The sequence below is a fragment of the Chitinophagaceae bacterium genome, assembly GCA_016699815.1.
Classification (GTDB): Bacteria; Bacteroidota; Bacteroidia; order Chitinophagales; family Chitinophagaceae; genus Ferruginibacter.
Genome location: CP065012.1, coordinates 2565030 through 2590087 on the forward strand (window position 1 = coordinate 2565030; position 25058 = coordinate 2590087).

The 25058-nt window shown below is 38.4% G+C and carries 22 protein-coding genes, 1 tRNA gene and 1 other RNA gene; 2 read left to right on the top strand and 22 right to left on the bottom strand.

Going from position 1 to position 25058, the window contains the following annotated elements; all coding sequences use genetic code 11:
* Window positions 1-5 precede the first annotated feature (5 nt).
* From IPO46_11385 to IPO46_11470, 18 genes are all read right to left on the bottom strand, one after another.
* Window positions 6-1124, bottom strand: coding sequence for a glycoside hydrolase family 27 protein (locus tag IPO46_11385; GenBank protein ID QQS64399.1), 1119 nt, complete (start codon window positions 1122-1124; stop codon window positions 6-8).
* Window positions 1125-1291: 167 nt separating this feature from the next.
* Window positions 1292-2449: an exo-alpha-sialidase gene (locus IPO46_11390; protein QQS62677.1), complete on the bottom strand. Its 1158-nt coding sequence runs from the start codon at window positions 2447-2449 to the stop codon at window positions 1292-1294.
* Between the two features lie 46 nt (window positions 2450-2495).
* Entirely contained in the window at window positions 2496-4787 is a 2292-nt protein-coding gene (locus IPO46_11395; GenBank protein QQS62678.1) for a family 20 glycosylhydrolase, read from the bottom strand.
* A gap of 68 nt (window positions 4788-4855) precedes the next feature.
* Window positions 4856-6778 carry a glucosamine-6-phosphate deaminase gene (gene nagB, locus IPO46_11400; protein ID QQS62679.1) on the bottom strand — a complete coding sequence of 641 codons (1923 nt, stop codon included), beginning with the start codon at window positions 6776-6778 and terminating at the stop codon, window positions 4856-4858.
* 111 nt (window positions 6779-6889) lie between these two features.
* On the bottom strand, window positions 6890-8392 hold the full coding sequence (locus IPO46_11405; protein QQS62680.1) for an alpha-L-fucosidase: 1503 nt from the start codon (window positions 8390-8392) through the stop codon (window positions 6890-6892).
* Between the two features lie 114 nt (window positions 8393-8506).
* On the bottom strand, window positions 8507-10492 hold the full coding sequence (locus tag IPO46_11410; GenBank protein QQS62681.1) for a SusD/RagB family nutrient-binding outer membrane lipoprotein: 1986 nt from the start codon (window positions 10490-10492) through the stop codon (window positions 8507-8509).
* 19 nt (window positions 10493-10511) lie between these two features.
* A complete protein-coding gene (locus IPO46_11415; protein ID QQS62682.1) occupies window positions 10512-13634 on the bottom strand; it encodes a SusC/RagA family TonB-linked outer membrane protein in 3123 nt (1040 codons plus the stop codon).
* 48 nt (window positions 13635-13682) lie between these two features.
* A complete protein-coding gene (locus IPO46_11420) occupies window positions 13683-14894 on the bottom strand; it encodes an ROK family protein (protein ID QQS62683.1) in 1212 nt (403 codons plus the stop codon).
* Between the two features lie 372 nt (window positions 14895-15266).
* Window positions 15267-15437 carry a GIY-YIG nuclease family protein gene (locus IPO46_11425; protein ID QQS62684.1) on the bottom strand — a complete coding sequence of 57 codons (171 nt, stop codon included), beginning with the start codon at window positions 15435-15437 and terminating at the stop codon, window positions 15267-15269.
* Between the two features lie 90 nt (window positions 15438-15527).
* The gene (locus IPO46_11430) at window positions 15528-15785 is read right to left on the bottom strand and encodes a GIY-YIG nuclease family protein (GenBank protein QQS62685.1); all 258 of its coding nucleotides are present in this window, start codon (window positions 15783-15785) and stop codon (window positions 15528-15530) included.
* A 92-nt stretch (window positions 15786-15877) separates the two neighbouring features.
* The gene (locus IPO46_11435) at window positions 15878-16135 is read right to left on the bottom strand and encodes a GIY-YIG nuclease family protein (GenBank protein ID QQS62686.1); all 258 of its coding nucleotides are present in this window, start codon (window positions 16133-16135) and stop codon (window positions 15878-15880) included.
* Between the two features lie 92 nt (window positions 16136-16227).
* Window positions 16228-16485 (bottom strand): GIY-YIG nuclease family protein, encoded by a 258-nt coding sequence (locus IPO46_11440; protein ID QQS62687.1) that lies wholly within the window; start codon window positions 16483-16485, stop codon window positions 16228-16230.
* Window positions 16486-16577: 92 nt separating this feature from the next.
* A complete protein-coding gene (locus tag IPO46_11445) occupies window positions 16578-16835 on the bottom strand; it encodes a GIY-YIG nuclease family protein (GenBank protein QQS62688.1) in 258 nt (85 codons plus the stop codon).
* Window positions 16836-16927: 92 nt separating this feature from the next.
* Window positions 16928-17185, bottom strand: a complete 258-nt coding sequence (locus IPO46_11450) for a GIY-YIG nuclease family protein (protein ID QQS62689.1) — start codon at window positions 17183-17185, stop codon at window positions 16928-16930.
* A 91-nt stretch (window positions 17186-17276) separates the two neighbouring features.
* Window positions 17277-17534: a GIY-YIG nuclease family protein gene (locus IPO46_11455; GenBank protein QQS62690.1), complete on the bottom strand. Its 258-nt coding sequence runs from the start codon at window positions 17532-17534 to the stop codon at window positions 17277-17279.
* Between the two features lie 35 nt (window positions 17535-17569).
* Window positions 17570-17646, bottom strand: a tRNA-Arg gene (locus IPO46_11460).
* A gap of 42 nt (window positions 17647-17688) precedes the next feature.
* The gene (locus tag IPO46_11465; protein ID QQS62691.1) at window positions 17689-18801 is read right to left on the bottom strand and encodes a carboxylate-amine ligase; all 1113 of its coding nucleotides are present in this window, start codon (window positions 18799-18801) and stop codon (window positions 17689-17691) included.
* A 94-nt stretch (window positions 18802-18895) separates the two neighbouring features.
* Window positions 18896-19849 (bottom strand): hypothetical protein, encoded by a 954-nt coding sequence (locus tag IPO46_11470; protein QQS62692.1) that lies wholly within the window; start codon window positions 19847-19849, stop codon window positions 18896-18898.
* 138 nt (window positions 19850-19987) lie between these two features.
* On the opposite strand from IPO46_11470, the gene IPO46_11475 reads away from it, so the two are divergent.
* Window positions 19988-20818, top strand: a complete 831-nt coding sequence (locus IPO46_11475; protein QQS62693.1) for an esterase — start codon at window positions 19988-19990, stop codon at window positions 20816-20818.
* Window positions 20819-20895: 77 nt separating this feature from the next.
* Here the strand turns inward: IPO46_11475 and IPO46_11480 are convergent, their stop codons facing one another.
* Window positions 20896-21969, bottom strand: coding sequence for an AhpC/TSA family protein (locus IPO46_11480; GenBank protein QQS62694.1), 1074 nt, complete (start codon window positions 21967-21969; stop codon window positions 20896-20898).
* A 170-nt stretch (window positions 21970-22139) separates the two neighbouring features.
* Between IPO46_11480 and IPO46_11485 the strand changes: the two genes are divergently transcribed.
* On the top strand, window positions 22140-22778 hold the full coding sequence (locus IPO46_11485; protein ID QQS62695.1) for an NAD(P)H-binding protein: 639 nt from the start codon (window positions 22140-22142) through the stop codon (window positions 22776-22778).
* Window positions 22779-22866: 88 nt separating this feature from the next.
* Here the strand turns inward: IPO46_11485 and fsa are convergent, their stop codons facing one another.
* The 3 genes from fsa to IPO46_11500 all read right to left on the bottom strand — a co-directional run bounded on the left by fsa (window position 22867) and on the right by IPO46_11500 (window position 25046).
* The gene (gene fsa, locus IPO46_11490; protein QQS62696.1) at window positions 22867-23520 is read right to left on the bottom strand and encodes a fructose-6-phosphate aldolase; all 654 of its coding nucleotides are present in this window, start codon (window positions 23518-23520) and stop codon (window positions 22867-22869) included.
* Between the two features lie 66 nt (window positions 23521-23586).
* An RNA gene (gene ffs / locus IPO46_11495) (signal recognition particle sRNA small type) lies at window positions 23587-23685 on the bottom strand.
* A gap of 65 nt (window positions 23686-23750) precedes the next feature.
* Window positions 23751-25046: a DUF5103 domain-containing protein gene (locus IPO46_11500; GenBank protein ID QQS62697.1), complete on the bottom strand. Its 1296-nt coding sequence runs from the start codon at window positions 25044-25046 to the stop codon at window positions 23751-23753.
* Window positions 25047-25058: the final 12 nt, after the last annotated feature.

Here is a 25058-nt window from a genome sequence, read left to right on the forward strand (position 1 = left end):
AAGCCCTATATTTTTTTTAACCGGAATAATTTTGTTTCATGTACCTGTACCGTGCCTTTCCACTTATTTCCTTTGCCTATAATTTTATGTTGCCACAAATCCCTTATCTCATATTTATCAATTAAACCTAATTCCGTAAAACTAAGATTGAAATCCTTTGCTGATTCACTTCTATTTAATATAGCAATGGCAAAATCTCCATTGGCCAGTGGTTTTATAAATACATTCCAGGTATCATTATTTATTTTACGTATGGCCTGTTTGCCCAATGCATCCTGGTTAAGGGCAATCACTTCTTTATTTAATAAAATGCTTTTTGTTGCCTCATTCATGTTACGTAAATCGTTGGTGGCATACAGCGGTGCATTCATCATAGCCCATAAGCTAAACTGTGTTTGATATTCGGTATCCGTGCAACCGGTGCCGCCCCCATCACCCGAAGGCCCTTTTTTACCATACAAACCTGTAATTAACATATCGGGGTCATTCCAACGACCCGGCCCGGCAAATTCATAAAATTCAGCATTAACATCCAATATATCCAGGATACCCAGGCCCCAGCTTTCTGTTGGTTTCTTCTTCCATTTATCCCGCACATCATGTGTGGTACGCCATAATTGCCCGCCTGCCTTTACGGCCCAGTGCCAGGGTTGTCTTTCGCCCCATTCACAAACACCAAATACAATTTCCCTTCCGCTTTTTCTTAATGCATCGGCCATTGCTTTATACCGAAGCTTTGCTGTATTTGAATCGGCAGGGGCATGACAATAATCGTATTTTAAATAATCAATATCCCAGCCTGCAAAAGTTTTTGCATCCTGCTCTTCAAATCCTAAACTGGCCGTGTAACCTGCACAGGTGAGTTGTGCAGCATCGCTGTAGATGCCAAGTTTCAATCCTCTGTCGTGCATATATTTTGCCAATGCTTTAATGCCTGATGGAAATTTTACCGGGTCGGCAAGCATATTATTTTTATTGTCCCTGCCGCCCTGCCAGCCATCATCAATAAAAATATAATTGTATCCGGCTTTGGCCATTCCACTGCTTACCATGGCACCGGCCATTTCTTTTAAATCTTTTTCATTTATTTTATCGGCAAAAAAATTCCAGCTCATCCAGCCCATGGGCGGGGTAGAGGCAAGCTTTGTGTTTTGTGCCGGAACAAATTTTAACAGTAGTAAAAAGCAGGTTGTTGTGATGAGGATTTCTTTCAAGTTGGATAAATATTTTGATTTTATAATTAGTTAAAAAAGTAAATGTTCTTTTACCCCTTACATTATTTTAAATAAGCTTACTTCCATTTTACAACGGTAAACACAATCTTTGAATAATTATCTTTTTCGTATAAAACGCCAATTTTTTTTCCGGAGAGTTTTACAATATCTGAATATGCTGCTGCATCCGGCTGCGATGGATTTTTATAGATCACAAAATTTTTCTTCCAGGTTTTGCCATCATCAAAACTGATACGGAGTGTAAGGTTGTCCCTTCGCTTTTCATCTGCTGCGTTACTAAAAGCCAAAATATTTTGCTTTCTCTTTTTCCCAATAGTAAGCAAGCTTCCCTGGCAAACAGGATCGGGTAGGTTTTTATCAAAATAGCTGGTGTCCCAGCTTTGGCCGCCATTGCTGCTTATAGCAATATATCTTGCTCTTACATCACCCCTTTGATTTCTAATGTTGAGCATTATACGGCCATCGCTTAATTCTGCAGCCATGTTTTCATTGCCGCCAGGGAGGTTAACATTGTTACTTATGTGAAAGGTTTTACCATGGTCATCGGTATAAAAGCCATGGGCAATATAATCCATTGATTCATTTTGGATACCTCCTTCAGAATGATTTGCCGCAATATAAATCCTTCCTTTATACTTCCCGGTTTCAAATTGCATTGCATGGCCAGGTGTGTTGGCGTAACTTCTCCAGTCAGCGGTAAAATTATAAGCAGGGTTTATTTGCGGTAGTTTTGGGCGATGAGTTTGCAAAGTAATGTTCACGGCTTCGCTCCAGTTGATACCGCCATTTGTAGATGTTTTATACCATACTTCCCTCAATCCATTTCCATTTCTCACATCGCTTTCTTGTTTATTACCGGTATTATAAAATAAAAATATCCTACCAGTTGTGTAAGCTGGATCTGTGAGGTCAACAACAGGCGCAGGGTTTCCGGCCTGCAGGGTATCATAATCAACAATTGTTTTTATGCTACCCCATGTACGGCCATTATCAGTACTTATTTTTAGTACAATATTCACATCTCCAAAATCGCTTGCGCCTTGTACTCGGCCTTCGGCAAAAGCAAGCAGGTGGCCATTGTTCAGTTTAATAATTGCAGGGATGCGGTAGCTTTTATGGCCATCCTTACCCGATTCAAAAACAGGTATATTTGGCTGGCTAAAAATATTTATAGTGCAAAAGATAATGAATAAAAACACTAACAATTTTTTCATTGCAACTTATAATATTATGAATAGCCTAAAAAATCAAAAAAAATAATTACTCCACAATAACCTCATCTGCAAAAATCCATGCAGGCTTTCCTGTACCTGGGTGGCCGGGAGGGCAAAGGTTGTTTTTTGCACTTACCCGTATATACTTTGCCTGCTTTGCCGGAAATGAAATTTTAAAATCGTATTGTACAGATTTCTCGTTTGTGCTGATTGGATTTTGGATGATTTGTATTTCTTCAAAATCATTTCCGTTAATGGAAGTTTCAAATTTTACAGATTGCGGAAGAAAAATCCAATCGCTGTAGTTTTGTAAGCAACCTAATGATATGGATTGAATATTTATTGTGTTTCCTAAATCAATTGTTGCTATTAAATCATTTCCGCTGATACCGTGCCAGTACTTACCCACAATGCCGGTTCCCCTTACGCCGTCTGTTAAAGAGTTGGGGCCATCGGCCATGTAAAACCTACTTACCGGAAACGTATAGTTCACCGGCCTTGCAATGGCTTTGTGCATTACAAAATTTTGTTTTGCAGCCTGAACGCCCATTATGCGGCCATTTAGTTCAGTTGAAGCTTTTAATAAAACAGAATTATTTATTTCAATAGGTGCCGTGTACTTACTACTGCTCAGTATTGGCTCGGTTCCATCGAGGGTATAATATATATTTGCATGTACAATATCACTCGTTAAGTTCACAAGCAGCTTTCCATTTACCGATGATGGTTTGATGTTAACTGTATAATTGCCGGCGCAATACCGCAATCCTTTTTGCCCATAAACTTTAAAATGATTTTCTAACCGGTTATTAAAATCCTTCCAGTTTTTGTTTTCTTTAGGGCTCCAAAGTACTTCTGCCAATGCAGGCATACGGGGTAAAATCATATATTCTACATGATCGGCAGTAGAAATACTTTCGCACCATAAATTGGCCTGAGCCCCCAAAACGTATTTGGCTTGTTCGGTAGTAAGTTCGGTAGGTATGGGTTCGTAATCGTACACATTTTTTAATGTGTTCATACCGCCAAATGCAACAGGTTCACCTTCGGGGCCTGCCTGGTAATGGTCAAAGTACAAAGGCTTGCCTGGTGTCATTATCACATCATGCTGCATTTTGGCTGCTTCTATTCCACCTGTTTCTCCACGCCAACTCATTACTGTGGCTTCGGGTGCAAGCCCGCCTTCTAAAATTTCGTCCCAACCAATTATTTTTCTGTTTTTACTGTTCACAAATTTTTCAATGCGTTTAATAAAATAACTCTGCAATTCATCTTCATTTTTCAATACTTCTTTTTTAATTCTTGCCTGGCAGCGAGGGCATATTTTCCAGGGCCCTTTATCCATTTCATCTCCACCAATATGAATGTATTTAGATGGAAATAGATTGATCACTTCTGTTAAAACATTTTCAAGAAAAGTAAATACACTATCATTACCAGCACAATAACCGGAAGCCATGCCGGTATAATTTCCACCGGTTAATGGCAACTGTGGTTGTTGCGTACAACTTAAATAGGGATAAGATGCTATTGCAGATGCAACATGCCCGGGCATTTCTATTTCGGGAATGATAGTTATATTTCTATCTGAAGCATATTTAATAATTTCTTTTATTTGATCCTGTGTGTAATAACCGCCATAGGTTGTAGCTTCACCGGGTTTTGCCTGTGGGCGGCTTCCCCAGGCTTTATCGTTTTGGTCAACACGCCATGCGCCAGTTGTGGTAAGGCTAGGATATTTTTTTATTTCAATGCGCCAGCCCTGGTCGTCAACCAAGTGCCAGTGAAAGGTATTCATTTTATAAGCAGCAATTAAATCAATGTATTCTTTTACAAGTTCGGGCCCAAAGAAATGGCGGCTTACATCTAAATGCATTCCTCTATAGGCAAACCTTGGGTAATCGGTAATGCTCAAGCATGGCACATGAAGTGTTGCATTGGTGCGTATTGCAGGCAGTAATTGAAATAAAGACTGCATGCCATAAACTATCCCAATTTTTGTATTGGCAGAAATAATTATTGCTTTCGAAGAAACATTAAGCAGGTAACCTTCTTGCCCAATTTGAGCTGTATGAATAAGCTTTAATTCTATTGAATTGGTTGATGTTTTATTTGTAACTAAATGAATGCCCGATATTTTGTTAATATAATGGTTTAAAAAATTTGCTGTTGCCAACAAATCTTTATTGCTATTGTTAAAATTTAAAGAGGTATTCTTATCAATAATAAAATTGCCCTGCAGAAGATTTATTTGAACCGGTTGTGGAATAATATTTACAGCTTGCTGGGCAAAGCAGGTAAAAGGAAAGAGTATGGCCAGGAAAAATAGTTTTTTCATTTTGTATTTTATTAGATAAATCGGCTTCTAGTTATTTTTTGTTAAAGAAAATTAGAGTAGTTCAGTGATTAATAATGCCATCTCACAAAGGCTTCCATTGCTTCATATTCTGCCAGGCCAAGTTGATTGTATATTTCGGCTGTAGCTTTATTCCTGTCTTCGGCCCTTTGCCAAAACTCCCTGCTGTCAGTACCTTGAAAAACCACACCGTCTTTTTGAGACTGGTGTTTAAAAATGCCATATCTTTTTTTCAAAAGCTGTTCGGGGCTCATGGGTACGGCCATTTCTATGGCATCAATATCCCACTCTGCCCAGGCGCCTTTATACAACCAAAGCCAGCATTCTTTCATAAAGTCAAGCTGCTTAATGCGGTTTAAGGCTGCAAAAATGCCATCAAGGCAAACCTTATGGGTGCCATGCGGATCGGCAAGGTCGCCTGCTGCATAAATTTGATGAGGTTTTATTTTTTGTATCAATGAAGCAATGATATGTATATCATCTTCACCTATTGGTTTTTTTTCAATTGTGCCTGTTTCATAAAAGGGCAGGTTGAGGAAATGTATGTTTTCATCTGGGATGCCCACAAAGCGGCAGGTGTTTGTGGCTTCACCTTTTCTTATTAACCCTTTTACAAACCGTAGTTCACTAGTATCTGGCTCAGCATTTTTCTTTTGTTTTAAAAAGGAATTGGAATTGTTGTAGATATTATCAGCTTCAGGTGATTTAATAGTAAACTGTGTATTAAAATCTTTTACAAATTCTACAAAGCGAAAAGCTTCATCGTCTGCTACTGCAATATTTCCACTGGTTTGGTAAGCCACATGCACATCGTGTCCCTGGTCGGCAAGCCGCTGAAAAGTTCCGCCCATGGATATAATATCATCATCGGGATGCGGGCTAAAGATGATTACCCTTTTACGGCTGGGTTCTGCCCTTTCGGGCCTGTAAGTGTCATCTGCATTGGGTTTTCCGCCAGGCCATCCCGTAATTGTGTGTTGCAGGCCGTTAAATATTTTTATATTTATATCATACGCATTGCCATGTAAAACCAGCAAGCTGCTTAAGCCGTTTTCGTTATAGTCGTTATTGGTAAGTTTAAGAATGGGTTTTTCGCAGGATAAAGCAAGATGGATCACTGCTTTTTTGATCATTTGATTTGTCCAGATAACATCTTCTGTGAGCCAGGGTGTTTTTTTGCGGGTAAGTAATGCGGCTGCGGCTTCATCTAAAACAAAGCTGGTGTTTTGATGGGTTTGCAAATAAGATGCAGGAACAAAATCTGAAATTGGGCCTTCAACAGCCAGTTTTACAATTTCTGCTTTTCTTTCGCCCCAGGCAAGTAATACAATTCGTTTTGCATTAAGAACGGTATGCACACCCATGGTAATTGCCTTCCTGGGAATATTAGCAATGCCGTTAAACTCTGCGGCTGCATCAAACCTGGTTACTTTGTCCAGGGTAATTAACCGTGTAACAGAACTAATGTGTGAGCCGGGTTCATTAAAACCTATATGCCCGTTGCGGCCAATGCCTAATAGTTGAAAATCTATTCCACCTACATTTTTTATCAACTCTTCATATTGTTCACAATGTTGTTTTACATTTTCCAGGCCCACCTGTCCACTGGGAATATGGCAATTTGCCGGATCAATATCTATATGCTTAAATAAATTTTCTTGCATGAAGTGCCTGTAACTTTGTAAAGATTCCGGCGGCAGCGGATAATACTCGTCGAGGTTAAAAGAAATTACATTTTTAAAGCTAAGGCCTTCTTCCTTGTGCATCCTCACCAGCTCCTGGTATATTTTTAACGGTGTAGAACCGGTAGCCAAACCGAGTACGGCATGTGCGCTCTGTTGCTGTTTTGAGCGAATGAGACTGGCAATTTCGTTGGAAACAGATTTGCATGCATCATCTGCTTTATTAAAGATAGTAACCGGGATTTTCTCAAAAGAGGTGAACTGCTGTTTAATTAGTGTTTCTGTTATCATATTTTTGATATTTAATAAAACTGCGTTAATATTTTTTTGCCTGTAACATAAGCTTACACATTACTTTTACATTTATACAAAGGGTTGGGCATATCAAAACGTTTCATAGGATCAAACTTTCATAAAATATAACCCAAATTCTGCAAGGCATGGGTTAAGCCTTGAAGACAATATTTTCAACCTTAATTTAACTGCTTTTACTGTACTAAATTTTAATAACCGTTTAAACCCAATGCTGGTACCCTGTGCAGCCATTATCCATGCTTTTCCATCCCAATATTCAAGGGCAAATTTTTCAATTCTTTGGCCCATGCGGATGTTTTCCTGCAATTGCAATACATTAAAAGTAGCCTTGGTTTTCAGTTGTATTTCAATTATAGCTGTGGTATCATTGCCGGTTGTGGTGAAATGAGTGGCATCATTATTATCTAAAATTAAACCGGCATTTATGCCATTGCTGCTTTCTAAAATTGCATTTTTTGCAAAATTTTTTTTGAAGATATTATCCCGAAGTTGTTTCCATTTTTTAAGTGCAGCAATATCACTGTCGTTTATCAAACCTTCTTTGTCGGGCGGTATATTGAGTAATAAAACTCCATTGCGGCCTACGGAATTAAAATAAATATCCAGTAATTTTTCCGGTGTTTTTACTTTACTATTTTCTTCTTCATGAAAAAACCATCCCGGCCTTATGGATACATCGGTTTCTGCCGGGTACCATACCAGGCCTTTTGCATTAATTATTTTATCACGGCTGCCTAAATCGCTTCCGGTCATATCGCCCTGTGGTTTAAAGGCCAAATTTTTTTGTGAGCCTTCGGTAATTGAAGCAATGTTTAAGTTATTGGTGGGCACCACGCTCCATTCAGTTTCTCTTCCATATCCTGTTTCGGTACCTACCCATCTTACATCGGGGCCCATAATGGCAATGGTAGCCGTGGGTTGAAGTTCCCGTATCAGCTTGTACCATCGGTCAAAATCGTACACTTGTTTTTTCCCGTTTAGCCCTTCGCCATTGGCGCCATCAAACCATACTTCATCAATACGACCATAGTTGCTGAGCAATTCGGTAAGTTGTTGTACAAAAAAGTCATTGTATGCATCGCTGCCATACATCGCTGCATTCATATCCCATGGAGAGAGATAAATGCCAAAGCCAATACCGTATTTTTTACAGGCCCTGCTTACTGCTTTCACCACATCGCCTTTGCCCTTTTTCCATGGGCTTGCGGCTACTGAATGTTTACTGGTTTTTGTGGGCCAAAGGCAAAAACCATCATGATGCTTTGCCGTTAATATTACTTGTTTTATGCCTGCATCTTTTGCAATTTGAACCCACTGGTTTGCATCCAGTGCAGTGGGGTTAAAAATTTTAGGATCTTCTTTACCTGTTCCCCATTCACGGCCAGTAAATGTATTGGTGCCAAAATGAAAAAATGCGGTGATCTCCAACTGCTGCCATCTTAACTGCCTGGGAGAAGGAACAACATGGGCCGCTTTTGAAATAATTTCCTTATAGCCGTCGTTAGGCTGAAGCAATACATAATTACCTTGCTGCGCCCATACCGAATGATAATGGCACAATGAGCAAAGGATAATTAAATATTTTTTCATTTTTATATTAACTGAAAGTTAAGTTATTATTTGAAAAAAAGCCGGCCAAGAATGGCCGGCTGAAACTTATTCTAATTACTGCTTAAGAAAAATGGTTTTTCGTAGAAAAATAGTTTAATGTTTAGCCCACCAAAGCGGTGTGAGTACTTCATCAGGCCCTCCCAATAAAGCAACAGCTGCGTTGTAACCAGCTTCGTTACTGTTTCTCAGGCTTGAGGGGTATTTTAACCTTTGTGGGAAAAATTTTACGTCACTTGTCATATAAGTGCTGGAAGTTAAAGCGGGAAGGTTGGGTAGTGCATTTTCAATAACCGGGTTTTCCAGGAATGGCAATCCTAATCTCCTTTGATCATTCCATCCTTCCAATGGTAACCAGGGAACTTGTGCTATATATTTCTGCGTAATGATTTTACTTAATAAATCATTTTTAACTGTTCCGTTGCTATACAAATTATTTGTAGGGTATGAAATATTTACCACACCAGGGGTATTGGTATACCCATCAACATAATTCATCACAAGGGTTGCAGCTGGTTCTGTAGTATGAGTCCAACTTACAGATGTACCACACCTGTTATAATTAGTAGAACTTAAATAAGATGCCAGGAATGATTCTACTCCCCAATATTCAAAACTTTTGCGAACTCCCTCTTCATATGCCGCCTGAGCGCCCATTGGAACAGACCATCCTCTAACTGCCGCTTCTGCTAATAAAAAGTATGTTTCCCAGGCTGCAAAGAAGATGCGTTTATTGGTGCTGTTCCTAAATTGGTTTGCCATACGTGGAATGCTGCCACCATCTGCTCTTACATTGTTTGTAGATCCTTTTGCTCCCCAATCTCCCCCAGTATACGCATTGTAAGTAAACTTTGCATCAACAGTTGCAACAACTGCACTGGATGCATCTGTTAATGTATGAACAGTGGTAATTGCAGATTGATCCCATGAAGGATAAGAATTAAAGTTTGAGTTGCCACTCCATCCTGTTGGGAAATTAGGATCATTAACCGGAGTGGATGGGTTTGAAGCATTATATACACCTCTTGAAAAATCACCCGGAATGATAAAGGCTTTATAAGCACGGGGATCAATCATATTGGGTAAGCCATCCAGCCAATAGGCCGCTGTAGGATCATTGGTTAAAGGCGAAAAATGATTAGCATATTTAATACCAACATAGTCGGCAGCTTTAATATACGGATCAAATTTAGCATCTAACTGATCGGCAGAAGTTATCCCACCTAAACCTGTATATAAGTTTTTTAAGGTAGCGCTTAAGCGACCGGGATTCCATTCACGGCTCATTACACCCGTTAATGCATCCCAACCTGGTTTTTCTGAAATCTGGAAAGTTTGATCGGCATCAGTAATGAGTTCGCCTGTTGCCGCTGCTTCAAATTCAGTTTTTGCTTTTCCAGGATCTATTTCTGATAAACGCATTGCAAGGCGTAAACGCATAGAGTTGGCATACCTTCTCCATTTAGCATAATCATAACTATAGACAGGGTCTTCTTTTTTCACTACATCGGGGTTTACAACAGATACATCCAGTTTGCTGCTTGCATCTTTCAATTCTTCCAATAAAAAATAATATACATCCTTAACGCTTGCTGGTTGTGGATTTACACCCTGGAAAGCATTAATAGGAATAGGGCCAAAATTATCCGATAATTCACTCATTAAGTAAGCCCTCCAAATACGGGCAACTTGTAATAAGTTGTTGGTATATGGCTTCACATTACCAGAGGCAATTTTTGATTCTGCTACTTGTACTGCTGAATTGATTTGATTTAACCAGCCACTCATATAGCCGTTACCGTAATAATCGCTGCTCCAGCCATCATTATAGATACCGCCACTTATTGAAGTTCCCTGGAAAGATTGGTGACTTGCACATTGCCAGTACAACACAAAGGTTCTCTCGGCAATATGCGGATCCATTTGTGTACCAATTATTGATCCATTGATAAAGTATTCAACCTGCACCTGGTCTAAGCTGGCTGCAAGCGGATCGTTATTAATTTCTTCAAATTTTTTACACGAAGTAAACAACACACCCAATGTTGTGAGTAAGGTTGTTATTTTAATTATCTTTTTCATTTGAAAATAATTTTTAAAATTAAAAGCTTAGGTTTAGGTTAAACATAAAAGCACGTGTAGTGGGTAACCCTGCATTTTCAAAACCGGTTGCATTGGTATTGGTTGCATAAACCGATTCGGGGTCAATTCCACGTACATGGCTTTTTATTAGCCATACGTTGTTGCACGAAATACCAATTTTAGCTTTTTGTATAGGCGTTTTTGCTAAAAACCTAGTAGGCAATTCATAGCTTAATTGTACGTTTCTTAAACGGAAACTTGATGCATCATAAAGATTTGCTTCGGTAATACCCAGGTTGTTGGCCGTGGACACGCTTACCCAATATTGTTGTGGTGTAACTTCAGTAGTGTTCTGTACAAATGTATTTCCCGATGCTACCACACCATCCACTACAAAGTTTTCTCTTTCACCATTTGGAGCTGTAATGCCTGCAGTACCAAAGCGCTGCATAGCAACCTGAGTAGCAGAGAATATTTGGCCACCAAATCTTGCATCAAATAGGAAAGATAAACCAAAGCCTTTATATTCAAAAGCATTCGTAAAACCTAATAAGCCTTTGGCTTGTTGGTTGCCTAATCTTACAATTTCAGCGTTGCGGGTGGGTAATCCATTACCATCCAAAATAATTTTGCCATAAAAAGGGCTGGCCTTGTCGGAAACCCTGTTGAATTTTGTTCCATAAATTTCGCCATATTTTTGACCTACAACAGCCAATACAGCAACATCATCAAAGCCACCTAAGCCATATTTTGTAACACCTTCAGAAAGTTCTTCAACCGTATTGTTATTAGCAGAGTAATTTACTGACAGGCTCCAGTTAAGGCCCTTTTCTTTGCTTAACACTTTACCATCTACCATTAATTCAATACCTGTATTTTGTACATCACCGGCATTTATTTTCTTTGTTGAATAACCACTTTGAGGGTCCATTGGTAAATCAATCAATTGCTTAGTAGCATTTGATTTGTACCAGGCAAGATCAAAGCCAATACGATTATTCAGGAAACGCATTTCAAGACCCAGCTCAGTTGATTTAATTAACTCACTTTGTACATTGGGGTCAAATAGTGTATTTCTTCTTGTAGCTGTAGTATTATTGTTGGGGTCTTTGCCAATTAAAAAGGTATTGTATAATTGGTAAGGAGTTAAATCATTACCCACGGCTGCGTAAGATGCTCTCAATTTACCATAGCTCATCCAGTTAGGAAGGTTGGTACCCATATTATTCAGCATTTCTGTAAAAATGTATGATAAACTTACAGAAGGGTAGAAGAAAGAACGGTTGCTTTTACTTAAAGTGGAAGACCAGTCGTTCCTAAATGTGGCATCCAAAAATAAATAACTATCATAGTTTAATTGAACACTACCATATAGTGAATTCATTTTTCTTTCGGTAAAACCTTCACCAACTGTAGGTGCATTTACACCATTATTTAAAGAGAATAAATTAGGTACCACTAATTCTCCTGATGAAGCATTTATAGATTCCCACTTTTGTGACATGATATTTCCTCCAATGGTAGCCATACCGCCTACTCTTCCAAATAAATTATCCTTACGTGCAGTTAATAGGGTACTATAATTTTTTTCTATAAAAGTTTGTTTTCCCAGGCTGTACCTGCCTGATGAAGTAAGAGGGCTTCCTCCATAAATTTTTGATTGTGTATTTGTAGTGTACATATCTGCACCTGCCTTTACTTCTGCATTTAGCCAATTGGTAAATTGATATTTAACAGAGCCAAACATAACAAAACGATCTCTTGAATCGGCATTAAGGTTATACTTGCTACCCCAATATGGGTTTACCTGGCTGCCTGCACCTGGGAACCATATCATTTTTCCAGTTGTAGTATCTACAGCATTTTTAAACTGTAAAATATCCATTGAGCGAGGCAGCATATACATTGTATATGCACTGCTATTATCCCTACCACCTATTGGCCTGTTTCCTGCCGTGGAGTTACTATATTGTATTTTAGTATCTGTTGACCAGCGGTCTGAAGGGCCAAATTTGGTAATTGCCCTTGCAGTAAGGTTAGTTCTGGTTAATTTAATGCCAGGCCACATACCTTTATCTTCTAAACGATTAAATGAAGTATAGATACCTGTTGATTTATAAAGCTGTTGAAAAGATAAGCTATAGTTTTGATTAGTTCCGGTACCCATAAAATTATCTACGTTGTTGTAGATAGAAAGTGGTACCTGACGGCCATCCCAGTTTTCAACCGTTTGCCCCGCTGCTTTTGGTCCCCAGCTGCTGGTTTCTTGTTTATTATATACACCATTAAGACCCTGGCCAAAACTATTTTGCATATCGGGATTGGTTAAAATGCTTTCAGTACCCAATGTTGTAGAAAATGAAATACCCAAACCCTTTTGCCTTTTTCCTGATTTGGTGGTAATAAGAATTACACCGTTACCTGCCCTTGAGCCATACAATGCAGCGGCAGAAGGCCCTTTAAGAACAGACATGCTTTCTATATCATCGGGGTTAATATCAGCAATTCCATTACCCATATCTAATGAACGGTTCCAATAACCATTGTCTGGTGCACCCGTAAAGTTATCGAATGGAATTCCATCAACAACAATTAATGGTTGGTTACTACCAGTTAAAGAGTTGCTACCTCTTAATAATATTTTTGAAGATCCTGCAGGTCCATCGCTTGAACGAACTACCTGTAACCCAGCAATTTTACCCGTAAGTGCATTTGCAAGGTTGGGTTCTTTAGCTGAAACCAACGACTCTCCTTTTAGTTCCTGCATAGCATAACCCAGTGATTTTTTTTCTCTTTTAATACCCAGGGCGGTAACAACAACAGCAGTCATTTCTTTAGAAGCAATAGCAAGCTGAACATTAATGCTTCCGCTATTGTCGTTTACTACTTCTTTGTCGTCAAACCCAATAGAACTGAAAACCAATGTAGCACCAGGGGATACAGAAATTTTAAAATTTCCGTTTAAATCACTGGTGGCGTAGTTGTTGGTTTTCTTTTCCCTGATAGTTGCAGATGCAACAGGGTTACCATCGGCATCCTTTATGGTGCCAGTAACTAATTTTTTATCCTGGGCGCTTACATCCAGGATGCATAGAACCGTCAGCAGCATTACCGTTAACAGCCTACCAATCAGATTTTTCATTTGCAGTTTTTTTTAATAATGAAGAATTTGTTTACAATTGTTTTTCAATTAGGAAATCAATGACTTTTCATGGGTTAATAAAAATTTTCTTTTGTCTATTTGGTCCATTACCAGGCAGGCCGTACCAATAATTTCTGCCTGGTAGTTCATTTGTGATATTTCAATTGTAGTGTCTTCGGCAATTTTTGGAATGCAAAGCTTGTTAATTGCCTGTTGTATAGGAGCACGCCAAAGTCGGCCTGCTAATGAGCCACGGCCGCTAAGTACAATCAATTCGGGGTTTAATATATGGATGAGAATGGCAACGCCACGGCCAATATTATAACCAACTTCTGTAATTAAATCTATGGAGAACGAATCGCCATGAAGTGCAGCCTCAATAATACTATGGGCTGCAGCTTCTGGGTGATCCATGCTTATATCTTTTAAGGAGGTAGATTTTCCCTCTTTAATGCCTTTAATAGCTTTGTCAATTATAACCAGTAGTGAGGTTTCTGTTTCCAGGCAACCGCTTTTGCCACAACCACAAATTTTATTATTGGTAAAAATGGGTATATGGCTGAATTCGCCGGCAAATCCATTATTGCCTCTGAATAATTCGCCATTTAATATCATTCCTAAACCCACACCCCAGCCTATATTTATAACCATGGAATTTTTTCTGTTACGGGCTTTGCCAAATTTCAATTCAGCAAGGGCAACAAGGCTGGAGTCGTTATCAATAAAAACAGGTACTCCCAATTCCGACTCCAACTCACTCACTACGTTTCCACGTGCAGGTTTTAGATAGGTATTATTGATGCTTTTTTTAATGTCAACAAATCCCGGCATACCTATACCAATGCCCACAATTTTATTTTTAGCGATGCCGGATTTTTGGATATAATTTTTTAGAAGGTCTAAAAGCTGGTATAAAGATTTCGGGTTATTGGCAAGGGTAAGCTCAAAATTTTCAATGGGGAATGCAAAATTATTCTGCATATCCAATATCGCCACACGGGTTACCAACTGATCCATAGATACAGCCACTATATACATCACATCGCTCTTAAGCGAATACATTTGCGGGCGCCTGCCGCCTGTAGAATTTGCAAAACCACTCTCAATTACCGACCCTTCATCAATAAGTTCATTTATAATTTTTGAGGTAAGGGGAATGCTTTTCTCTGTAAGGTCACTTAAGTCCGAACAGGATAATTCTCCACCAAAGTAGAGATGTTTTTGAATTTGCTTTTTATAAACTGTCTGTTTATCGAGCATAAATATACAAGAAGAGCAAAATGTTAAAATTGAAAGCTAAGGTAGGAATATCTTTAATAATAAAATTAAAAAGTATTGTTTTCTTTTTAATTAATATAGTAATTTGTTAATAATTATAATAAGTGGCTCAATATATTTAAAATTAGTTAAAATGTTTTAACTATATATATAGTTGAAAATAAATTATTTAAAATATTTTGTTTAATTTTTTAAAAAATATTTCTATTAATCATAATGTTAATAAATTTTAAATATTTGTTAATAAGCATATTTTTTAAACAGATTTTTATTTTAACACATATGGGTGCTGTTTGGATTTTTGCTTTTTGCTATTAACTTTTTTTTAATGTCACTTAATGAATAGTTTATATTTTAATAAATATGAAATGACACGATATGCACTATTTTCCAGTCTTTTGTTTTTGCGGTAAAACCTTTATGGTGAGCGAGATGTTTGGCTAATCTAAAATGTACCTCTTCCCCGGTAAACCCGATATAAAATTTATTGATTGCTTTGGAATAAAGGATATAAGTACTAAACATAAAAAAGAGATTATCATTTGGGATAACCTCTTGTGGTGACCGCGTTAGGATTCAAACCTAAAACCTTCCCGACAGGTATGTCGGGATGCTCTATTGGGTTGCGCTACGCCTTATTAAATTCCATATACGTTCAGCGTTTTTCCAGCCTTTAATTTGTTTTTCTCTGGTTTGTGCTTGTAGCTTATTTTCAAAATTTTCGGTATGCACTATTTTCCAGTCTTTTGCTTTTGCGGTAAAACCTTTATGGTGAGCGAGATGTTTGGCTAATCTAAATTGTACCTCTTCCCCGGTAAACCCGATATAAAATTTATTGATTGCTTCGGAATAAAGTATATAAGTACTAAACATAAAAAAGAGATTATCATTTGGGATAACCTCCTGTGTGGTGACCGCGTTAGGATTCAAACCTAAAACCTTCCCGACAGGTATGTCGGGATGCTCTATTGGGTTGCGCTACGCCTTATTAAATTCCATATACGTTCAGCGTTTTTCCAGCCTTTAATTTGTTTTTCTCTGGTTTGTGCTTGTAGCTTATTTTCAAAATTTTCGGTATGCACTATTTTCCAGTCTTTTGCTTTTGCGGTAAAACCTTTATGGTGAGCGAGATGTTTGGCTAATCTAAATTGTACCTCTTCCCCGGTAAACCCGATATAAAATTTATTGATTGCTTCGGAATAAAGTATATAAGTACTAAACATAAAAAAGAGATTATCATTTGGGATAACCTCCTGTGTGGTGACCGCGTTAGGATTCAAACCTAAAACCTTCCCGACAGGTATGTCGGGATGCTCTATTGGGTTGCGCTACGCCTTATTAAATTCCATATACGTTCAGCGTTTTTCCAGCCTTTAATTTGTTTTTCTCTGGTTTGTGCTTGTAGCTTATTTTCAAAATTTTCGGTATGCACTATTTTCCAGTCTTTTGCTTTTGCGGTAAAACCTTTATGGTGAGCGAGATGTTTGGCTAATCTAAATTGTACCTCTTCCCCGGTAAACCCGATATAAAATTTATTGATTGCTTCGGAATAAAGTATATAAGTACTAAACATAAAAAAGAGATTATCATTTGGGATAACCTCCTGTGTGGTGACCGCGTTAGGATTCAAACCTAAAACCTTCCCGACAGGTATGTCGGGATGCTCTATTGGGTTGCGCTACGCCTTATTAAATTCCATATACGTTCAGCGTTTTTCCAGCCTTTAATTTGTTTTTCTCTGGTTTGTGCTTGTAGCTTATTTTCAAAATTTTCGGTATGCACTATTTTCCAGTCTTTTGCTTTTGCGGTAAAACCTTTATGGTGAGCGAGATGTTTGGCTAATCTAAATTGTACCTCTTCCCCGGTAAACCCGATATAAAATTTATTGATTGCTTCGGAATAAAGTATATAAGTACTAAACATAAAAAAGAGATTATCATTTGGGATAACCTCCTGTGTGGTGACCGCGTTAGGATTCAAACCTAAAACCTTCCCGACAGGTATGTCGGGATGCTCTATTGGGTTGCGCTACGCCTTATTAAATTCCATATACGTTCAGCGTTTTTCCAGCCTTTAATTTGTTTTTCTCTGGTTTGTGCTTGTAGCTTATTTTCAAAATTTTCGGTATGCACTATTTTCCAGTCTTTTGCTTTTGCGGTAAAACCTTTATGGTGAGCGAGATGTTTGGCTAATCTAAATTGTACCTCTTCCCCGGTAAACCCGATATAAAATTTATTGATTGCTTCGGAATAAAGTATATAAGTACTAAACATAAAAAGAGATTATCATTTGGGATAACCTCCTGTGTGGTGACCGCGTTAGGATTCAAACCTAAAACCTTCCCGACAGGTATGTCGGGATGCTCTATTGGGTTGCGCTACGCCTTATTAAATTCCATATACGTTCAGCGTTTTTCCAGCCTTTAATTTGTTTTTCTCTGGTTTGTGCTTGTAGCTTATTTTCAAAATTTTCGGTATGCACTATTTTCCAGTCTTTTGCTTTTGCGGTAAAACCTTTATGGTGAGCGAGATGTTTGGCTAATCTAAATTGTACCTCTTCCCCGGTAAACCCGATATAAAATTTATTGATTGCTTCGGAATAAAGTATATAAGTACTAAACATAAAAAAGAGATTATCATTTGGGATAACCTCCTGTGTGGTGACCGCGTTAGGATTCAAACCTAAAACCTTCTGATCCGTAGTCAGATGCTCTATTCAGTTGAGCTACGCAGCCATTTTTGGACAGCAAAGATAAAACAAAATCTCTTTGCTTTTGTTATAATCCGGCTAAAAAATTCTCATGTATGTGTTTTACTACCGAAGGCAGGCTGCCGGTTTCTTCATATACTTTAAGCTGCCTGTCGGCGCCGGTTCCTTGCTCCAATATTTTATGTACATGGCTTATATAGTGCTGGCTGCCCAAATGAGGTACTACATCACTCACAAAATCAAGTAATTCATAAATAAGCACCCTGGTATTCACTTCAGATTCTTTCCCAAAATCTATCATACTGCCTTCAATACCATAACGGCTGGCCCGCCATTTATTTTCATTTACGAGGTTTCTGGGATAGATTATAAAATTAAGATTCTGTGTTCTGAGCTTGTACAATTTTGCACAAATAGCCTGGAACAATGCTGCAATAGTAATAGTTTCCTGCACCGTCATAGGGATATCACAAACCCTGAACTCAACCGTATTAAAAAACGGGTGTACCCTTAAATCCCACCATATTTTCTTTGCATTATCAATACAATTGGTTTTAATTAATAATTTTACATAGTTGTCATAAGCTTCTATGCTTTCAAAAAAATCGGGTATGCCGGTTCGTGGAAATTTGTCAAATACCTTGGTGCGAAAACTTTTATACCCGGTTTTTCGGCCTTCCCAAAATGGTGAGTTGGTGCTAAGTGCATAAATATGCGGTAAAAAATATCGGGCCGAGTTGGCAATATGAATAGCCATTTCACGGGTTTCCATGCCTACATGCACATGCAAGCCAAAAATAAGGTTGCTGCGTGCCGCCTCCTGCAATTCATTTACAATTTCATTGTAGCGTACATGCTCCGTAATCATTTGGCTTTCCCAATGGCTAAAGGGATGCGTGCCACTTGCGCCTACCCATAGGTCTAAATCTTCAGCAATACTGCTAATGGTTTTGCGGAGTGTGGCTACATCAATAAAAGCTTCATCTACATCGGCACAAATGTCGGTACCTACTTCTACAACGGCCTGGTGCATTTCTGCTTTTACTTTATCCTTAATAATTTTTTGACCTTCCTGTACAATTTTCTGGTCGTGGCTTTTTAATTCACAGGTTTTAGGGTCAAGTACCATGTATTCTTCTTCAACACCAAGGGTAAAATGCTTGTAAGAAATATTTGCCATTTATATTAGTTGAAAGTGGATAATTGAAACTGGAAAGAGTAGCGTAACATTAATTTAGTAAATGATACATGATACCTTTCACATTATACTGTAATTAAAAAAGTTTTTGTTTGTTGCTACTTCTTTTTATGTATTCTCCCCAGGTAAGGTTATCGGCGCCCTCTACATGGGCTTGTGCTTTTTCAATGGCATAAGTTGCTGCGGTTTCCACCACCCAGTCAAAATTTTCCTGTCCTACACTGGTTACTTCCGCATCTGGGGCAGGGTTGCAAAAATCAATGGCATACGGTACGCCATTGCGTAAGGCCAGTTCTACGGTATTAAAATCGTAGCCCAGGTAGCGGCAAATACGCAGCACAATATCTTCCATTAATTTATAACTTTCTGGCGAAGGGGAGAAGTCGGCCACATAGCGCAGGTGATGTGGGTTGCGGGGCTCGTAAGGCATAATGCGTACATATTTTCCGCCAATGCAATAACAGCGATAATACTCTTCAAATTTAATTTCTTCCTGCAGCATCATCACCAATTGTTCTGTTTCGGCATGTTTTTCAAAAAATTCATCCATGCTGTTTAACTGGTAAACACTTTTCCATCCGCCGCCGGCAAAAGGCTTCATGTAAGCAGGGAAACCAATGTACTTAAAAATACCGTCCCAATCCAAAGGATAACCAAGGTTGCTGAACGATTCGGCTGAAGTATCGGGTGGCAAATCCCTTGAAGGTAATATAACCGTTTTAGGAACAGGTACGCCAATTTTTGTTGCAAGGCAATTATTAAAAAATTTTTCATCTGCACTCCACCAAAATGGATTATTGATAACTGCTGTGCCGCACAATGCGGCGTTTTTTAAATAAGCCCTGTAAAAGGGAACATCCTGGCTGATGCGGTCAAATATTACAGCATATTCAGTTTGTTCGCCCTGCATTACTTTGTCTATTCTTACTGCTTCTGCTACTATACCCGGTACCGCTTTACTGTTTACCCTTTCTACAAAAGCATCCGGAAAGCTTCTTTCTTTACCGAATAACATTCCTATTTTCTTCATAATAAATATTTAATTGATGATAAAATTAATTTGTGGCTCTGCTATTCAAATATATTTTGTACCTGCCAATAAAACAAAAATGTTTTGTTTTTTGCCAAAAGACTGGCATCTTATGCAAGCTTTACCTATTTTTGGGCTATGACCCTGTTAAAAAGCACCGAAGAGGCTTTGATTGTTACGCAACATCTTTACTATTCCCTGTACCTCGAAAGGGAAGTAATTATTGACTGTTATATTCCGGCCGGCATACCTAGCCTTAATAACATAAGCCTTATTTTGATTAATGACGGGCAAGACCTTCCCAAAATGCCATTTGATGCAATGTTGGGCTCCCTCATTCGAACTAAAGAAATTGAACCCATTTTTTGTGTAGGCATACATTGTTCCACCGACCGAAAAAACGAATATGGTACAGCAAGGTTTTTGGATTATAAAGGCCGTGGCGCAAAAGCACATTTATATACCGCATTTATTATGCTGGAACTGCTGCCTTTTTTAAGAAAAGAATACCGCATAAATTCATTTAAAGACAAATCCTTTGCCGGGTTTTCGCTGGGTGGGCTTTGTGCATTGGATATTGTGTGGAACCAGCATTACGAATTTCGATTTGCTGCTGTATTTAGCGGCTCGCTATGGTGGCGTGATAAAAGCCACCTGGATAAAGGTTTTGATGAGAATATAAACCGCATAATGCAAAAGCAAATCAGGGAAGGCAGCTATAATCCATGGTTAAAATTTTTTTTTGAGGTAGGTACACTCGATGAAACAGAAGACCGCAACAGCAATGGCGTTATTGATTCAATTGACGATACCTGTGCAACTATTGATGAATTGGTTAAAAAAGGGTACAGCAGCAAAACAGATATTCAATACCTGGAACTTAAAGATGGCAGGCACGATGTGGCAACCTGGGCAAGGGCTTTCCCGGAATTTTTTAAATGGATTTGGGGAACTTCAATTCGCAAATAACTCTTTCCGTTAAACTTCAACTCAAAAAGCCGCCAAGTAATGTGGCGGCTTTTATATAATACAAAAAAAATAGAGGGTTATTTTAAAACCGCATTCAGCTTGTTTTCTAATGCAGCGCCTCGCAGGTTTTTGCCAATTACATTTCCATTAGGGTCGAGTAAAAAACTTTGCGGTATGCTATTAATGCCAAATTGCTGTGCAACCGCATTTCCCCAGCCTTTAAGGTCGCTTACCTGCGTCCAGTTTAAACCGTCTTCTGCTACCGCATCCAGCCACTTTTGTTTTTCTTTATCGAGCGACACACCGAATATGGTAAAATTTTTATCTTTAAAAGCAGCAAAGCTCCTTACCAGGTTGGGGTTTTCTGCACGGCATGGCCTGCACCAACTTGCCCAAAAATCTACCAGCACATATTTTCCTTTAAAAGAGGATAACGATATTTTATTGCCATCTTTATCTTCCTGCGAAAAATCGGCTAATGGTTTACCAATGGGAAACTTCTTTTCTTCTGCAATAATTTGGGAAATATAATTTCCAACCGGAGATGTTCTTACTGCCTGGGTAAAAGAATTAAAAATTTCTTCTACTTTTATGGCATCGTTATTTATTTGAAAATGGCGGTACAAGGCCAATGGTGAAACATAAGACCCAGGGTGCGATTTTGTAAAATTTTCAAGTACATCACTTGCTTTAGCCGTTGTGGCAGCATCGTAGCGGCCCTGCTGGTTTATTAAACCTTCATAAGGTTTGGTAACTTTTAAGTAGTCCATAAACTCGGTATGAGAAGCAGAGCCTGTTACCGTAGCATTTTGAACAGAATCCCGGTAGGTAGATAAATGAATTGTGCTGTTGTCTAAAAAAAGTGTAATATATTTTTGTTCATTATTAAAATTTATTAACCGCACATCGGGAAATGGCATTTTGCCCGATAATAAAAACTTGCCTGCTTTAAGCGTTGCCGAAGCTTCGGGCTGGCCGCTATTGGGGTTAAGTAAATTTACCAATGTACCATCTTCATACCCTTTTACCGTTCCGTTAATTGTAAATCCCGATTGATTAACTGCTATGTCTTTGGATTTTATTTTTGTAGTTGCAGTTTGTGCAAAACTTGTAAAAGGTAAAATTGCCAGGAGGAGTAAATATTTTTTCATTACTGAATAAATGTATTTTTTAAATTTAAATGTTTTGCAAGATAATGCCAAATATGTGTTTTTCCATAGTGTTTTGTAATAATTAACATCCTTCCATATATGTTAAAAACCCTGCATTTCAAAAAACAAAAACAAAAAATATTTAACTTGTAAGTTCTAAAACAATCAAAATGATAATCACCATTTTTGGCGCCACTGGAAAGGTTGGGAAGCAAATTGTTAAAACTTTTTTAAATGAAGGCCATACGGTAAGGGCTTATGGCCGTAATGTTTTTACAGCAGCTTTTAGGGAAAATAAAAGTTTAGAACTGCTGCCCGGAACTTTATTTGATGAAGAGGCGGTATATAATGCCATTTTAGGAAGCGATGCTGTACTTTCTGTTATTGGCGGCGCAATGGATGGTACAGACAAAAGCCGCTCCCTGGGAATGAAAAATATTGTGCAGCAAATGCAAAGGGCAGGAGTGGATAGGATTATTAGTGTAGGCGGCTTGGGTATATTAGATGACCTTACAAAAGTAAATGGAGAATTGATGATGGACTCTGATAATTTTCCCCTGCACTTTTACAATGTTTCTAAGGAACACTTTGAAGCATACAAACATCTTGCAGCCTCCAATTTAAAATGGACCTTACTTGGTGCACCTGAAATATTGTACGAAGGGCCTACCGGAATTTATACCACGGCTGCAAATCATCCGCCGGAAACAAATCATTACCACATTACTTCAGGCGATATTGCTTTGTTTATGGTAAATGAACTTAATAATAATGAGTTTGTAAGAGAAAGGGTGGGGATAAGTAATTAGTTGTTGAGTTGGTTGAAGTAAGAAATAGTTTGGAGCTTGGGGGATGTGGCTGTGGGCGTTGGTCATTCAACTTTCAAACTTCAACTAATTAAACAAACTTCTTGGCGTCTTCTAAAAATTTAGCTAACCCAATATCAGTTAAAGGATGTTTAAGTAACCCTAAAATAGAATCAAGCGGGCAGGTGCAAACATCTGCTCCGGCTTCGGCACACTGGGTAATATGGTTTGCGTTACGGATTGAAGCTGCAAGTATTTCTGTTTTAAAACCTTGTACAGAATATATCTGGCGGATTTGGTGAATAAGTTCAATGCCGTACCAGCCGGTATCATCAATTCTTCCAATAAATGGAGAAACATATTTAGCGCCGGCTTTGGCGGCTAAAATGGCCTGCCCTGCAGAAAATACCAAAGTGCAGTTAGTGCGTATGCCATTATCGCTAAACCATTTCATGGCTTTTACACCTTCTTTAATCATGGGCACTTTTACCACAATATTTTTATGTAAAGCGGCAAGATGTTTTCCTTCGGCAACAATACCATCAAAATCTGTTGATATTACTTCGGCGCTAATATCGCCTTGCACCATATTGCAAATGTCAATATAATGTTTTTCAATAGCAGCTTTTCCTTTAATGCCTTCCTTTGCCATTAAAGATGGGTTGGTAGTTACACCATCTAAAATACCTAAATCGTTTGCTTCTTTTATTTGCGCAAGATTGGCAGTATCTAAAAAGAATTTCATGTATTGTATTTTTTTGCAAATTTAAGCATTTGCTGGCAATGCTGCCTTTAGAAAAAAGGAAATTAAAAACGGCAAGTTACTTATATCGCACCGCTCAACCACTTACCCTTGCTACCTTCCGGTTCTGGGGGAGTTCAGCAGGAGCTGGTCGTATAAGACTTGCCGGGGCGCAAATATAGTATGTTTAAAGTAAAATTACTTTTCAAATTGTGAGCAATTTTAAAAGTAAGTTAAAAACTAAATCCCGGCCTGTCCCTTCTTGAATTTACCTGTGAAATGCCTATAAGTTGGTCGTTACGGTCGGTAAACGATTTATAATAAATTAATATGGTATAACTGTTTTCTGTTTCCCAGTAATCGCCTTCCAGTGTTTTTTGTGAGGATGGGTTACCATCATTTTGTAAAATGTATTGATAATTATAATATCCTTGTTTTAAATATGCCGAGGTTTCATAAAAACCGGTTGTATCATTAAAATGAAGTTTCCATCTATCATCAGGTTTGTATTCTGTAAATGCGGCAGATAAATAAAGGCTTTGGCCAAAATAGGGCTTTGCATCCGGCGGGGCATACCGAAAGTTTACCGTTGCATAATCACCCTGGTAATGCGGATTAATGGATTCGTAAGAAATAATATTGTACATCCCATCATAATCGGGAAAATAAACATATCGCTGCCCGGTTCTGTCCACATCGGGTTTAAGAAAAATGTCGGTACTTTTTTTAAAATAATGTGCGCTATCCACCCGGTCGCTTTGTAAACGGAAACTTCTCAGGTCGAGCCAGCGCCATTCTTTACCTGCAGGAAATAAACCCACATTTTGCATATTATAAATAAGCGTATTGTTTCTTTGAAAACTTGCAACCACATCTCTTTGTGCATTATCCCATCGGTTGTTTTGTAATATCACGGCTTTTACCTGTTGTATTGCGCTAAAGGCATTCATATCTTTGGGCAGTAATACCGATAAATCGAGCCGTTGATGGGTTTTAAAATATTGCGGCGCAAGCGGCTGCACTACCTGTGCCGATACCACCGAATTTGCATCTACCACCAGCATTTGTTTGGTAAAAACAAGGTTGGATGTATCGCCATTTAAAAAAATTTTTAAAAGGTAGTTGCCCGATTTTACGGGAAGGGAATTAGCATCGGGCAGTATAGCTTCATAATGTGTATACCTGGTTAAGGCATAAGAAGAATAACGGTAATTGGTAATCCTGTTTTGGGTAAAGCCTTTTATGTAATCAAATGTGCTGAGGTTGGCAGGCTGCCAGTTGTAATCACATAGTACATAGGTATAGTAATAACTTTTAAGGCTGCCTTCAAGGTCGTCAAACTCCAGTTGAATGGGCTCTTTGCTATTAAGCGTATAAATGGGGAGTTGCTGCTGGTTGCCAAAGCCGTATAATTGTGCCGTGGCAATATAAGGCTTGTAAATTTTTTCAATTACCTGGGCATGGTTTTGTGTAAAAGAAAAAAGTAAAAAAAGAAAATAAAATCGTTTTACTGCTGTATGTATTTTCATCGAATAGCGTAA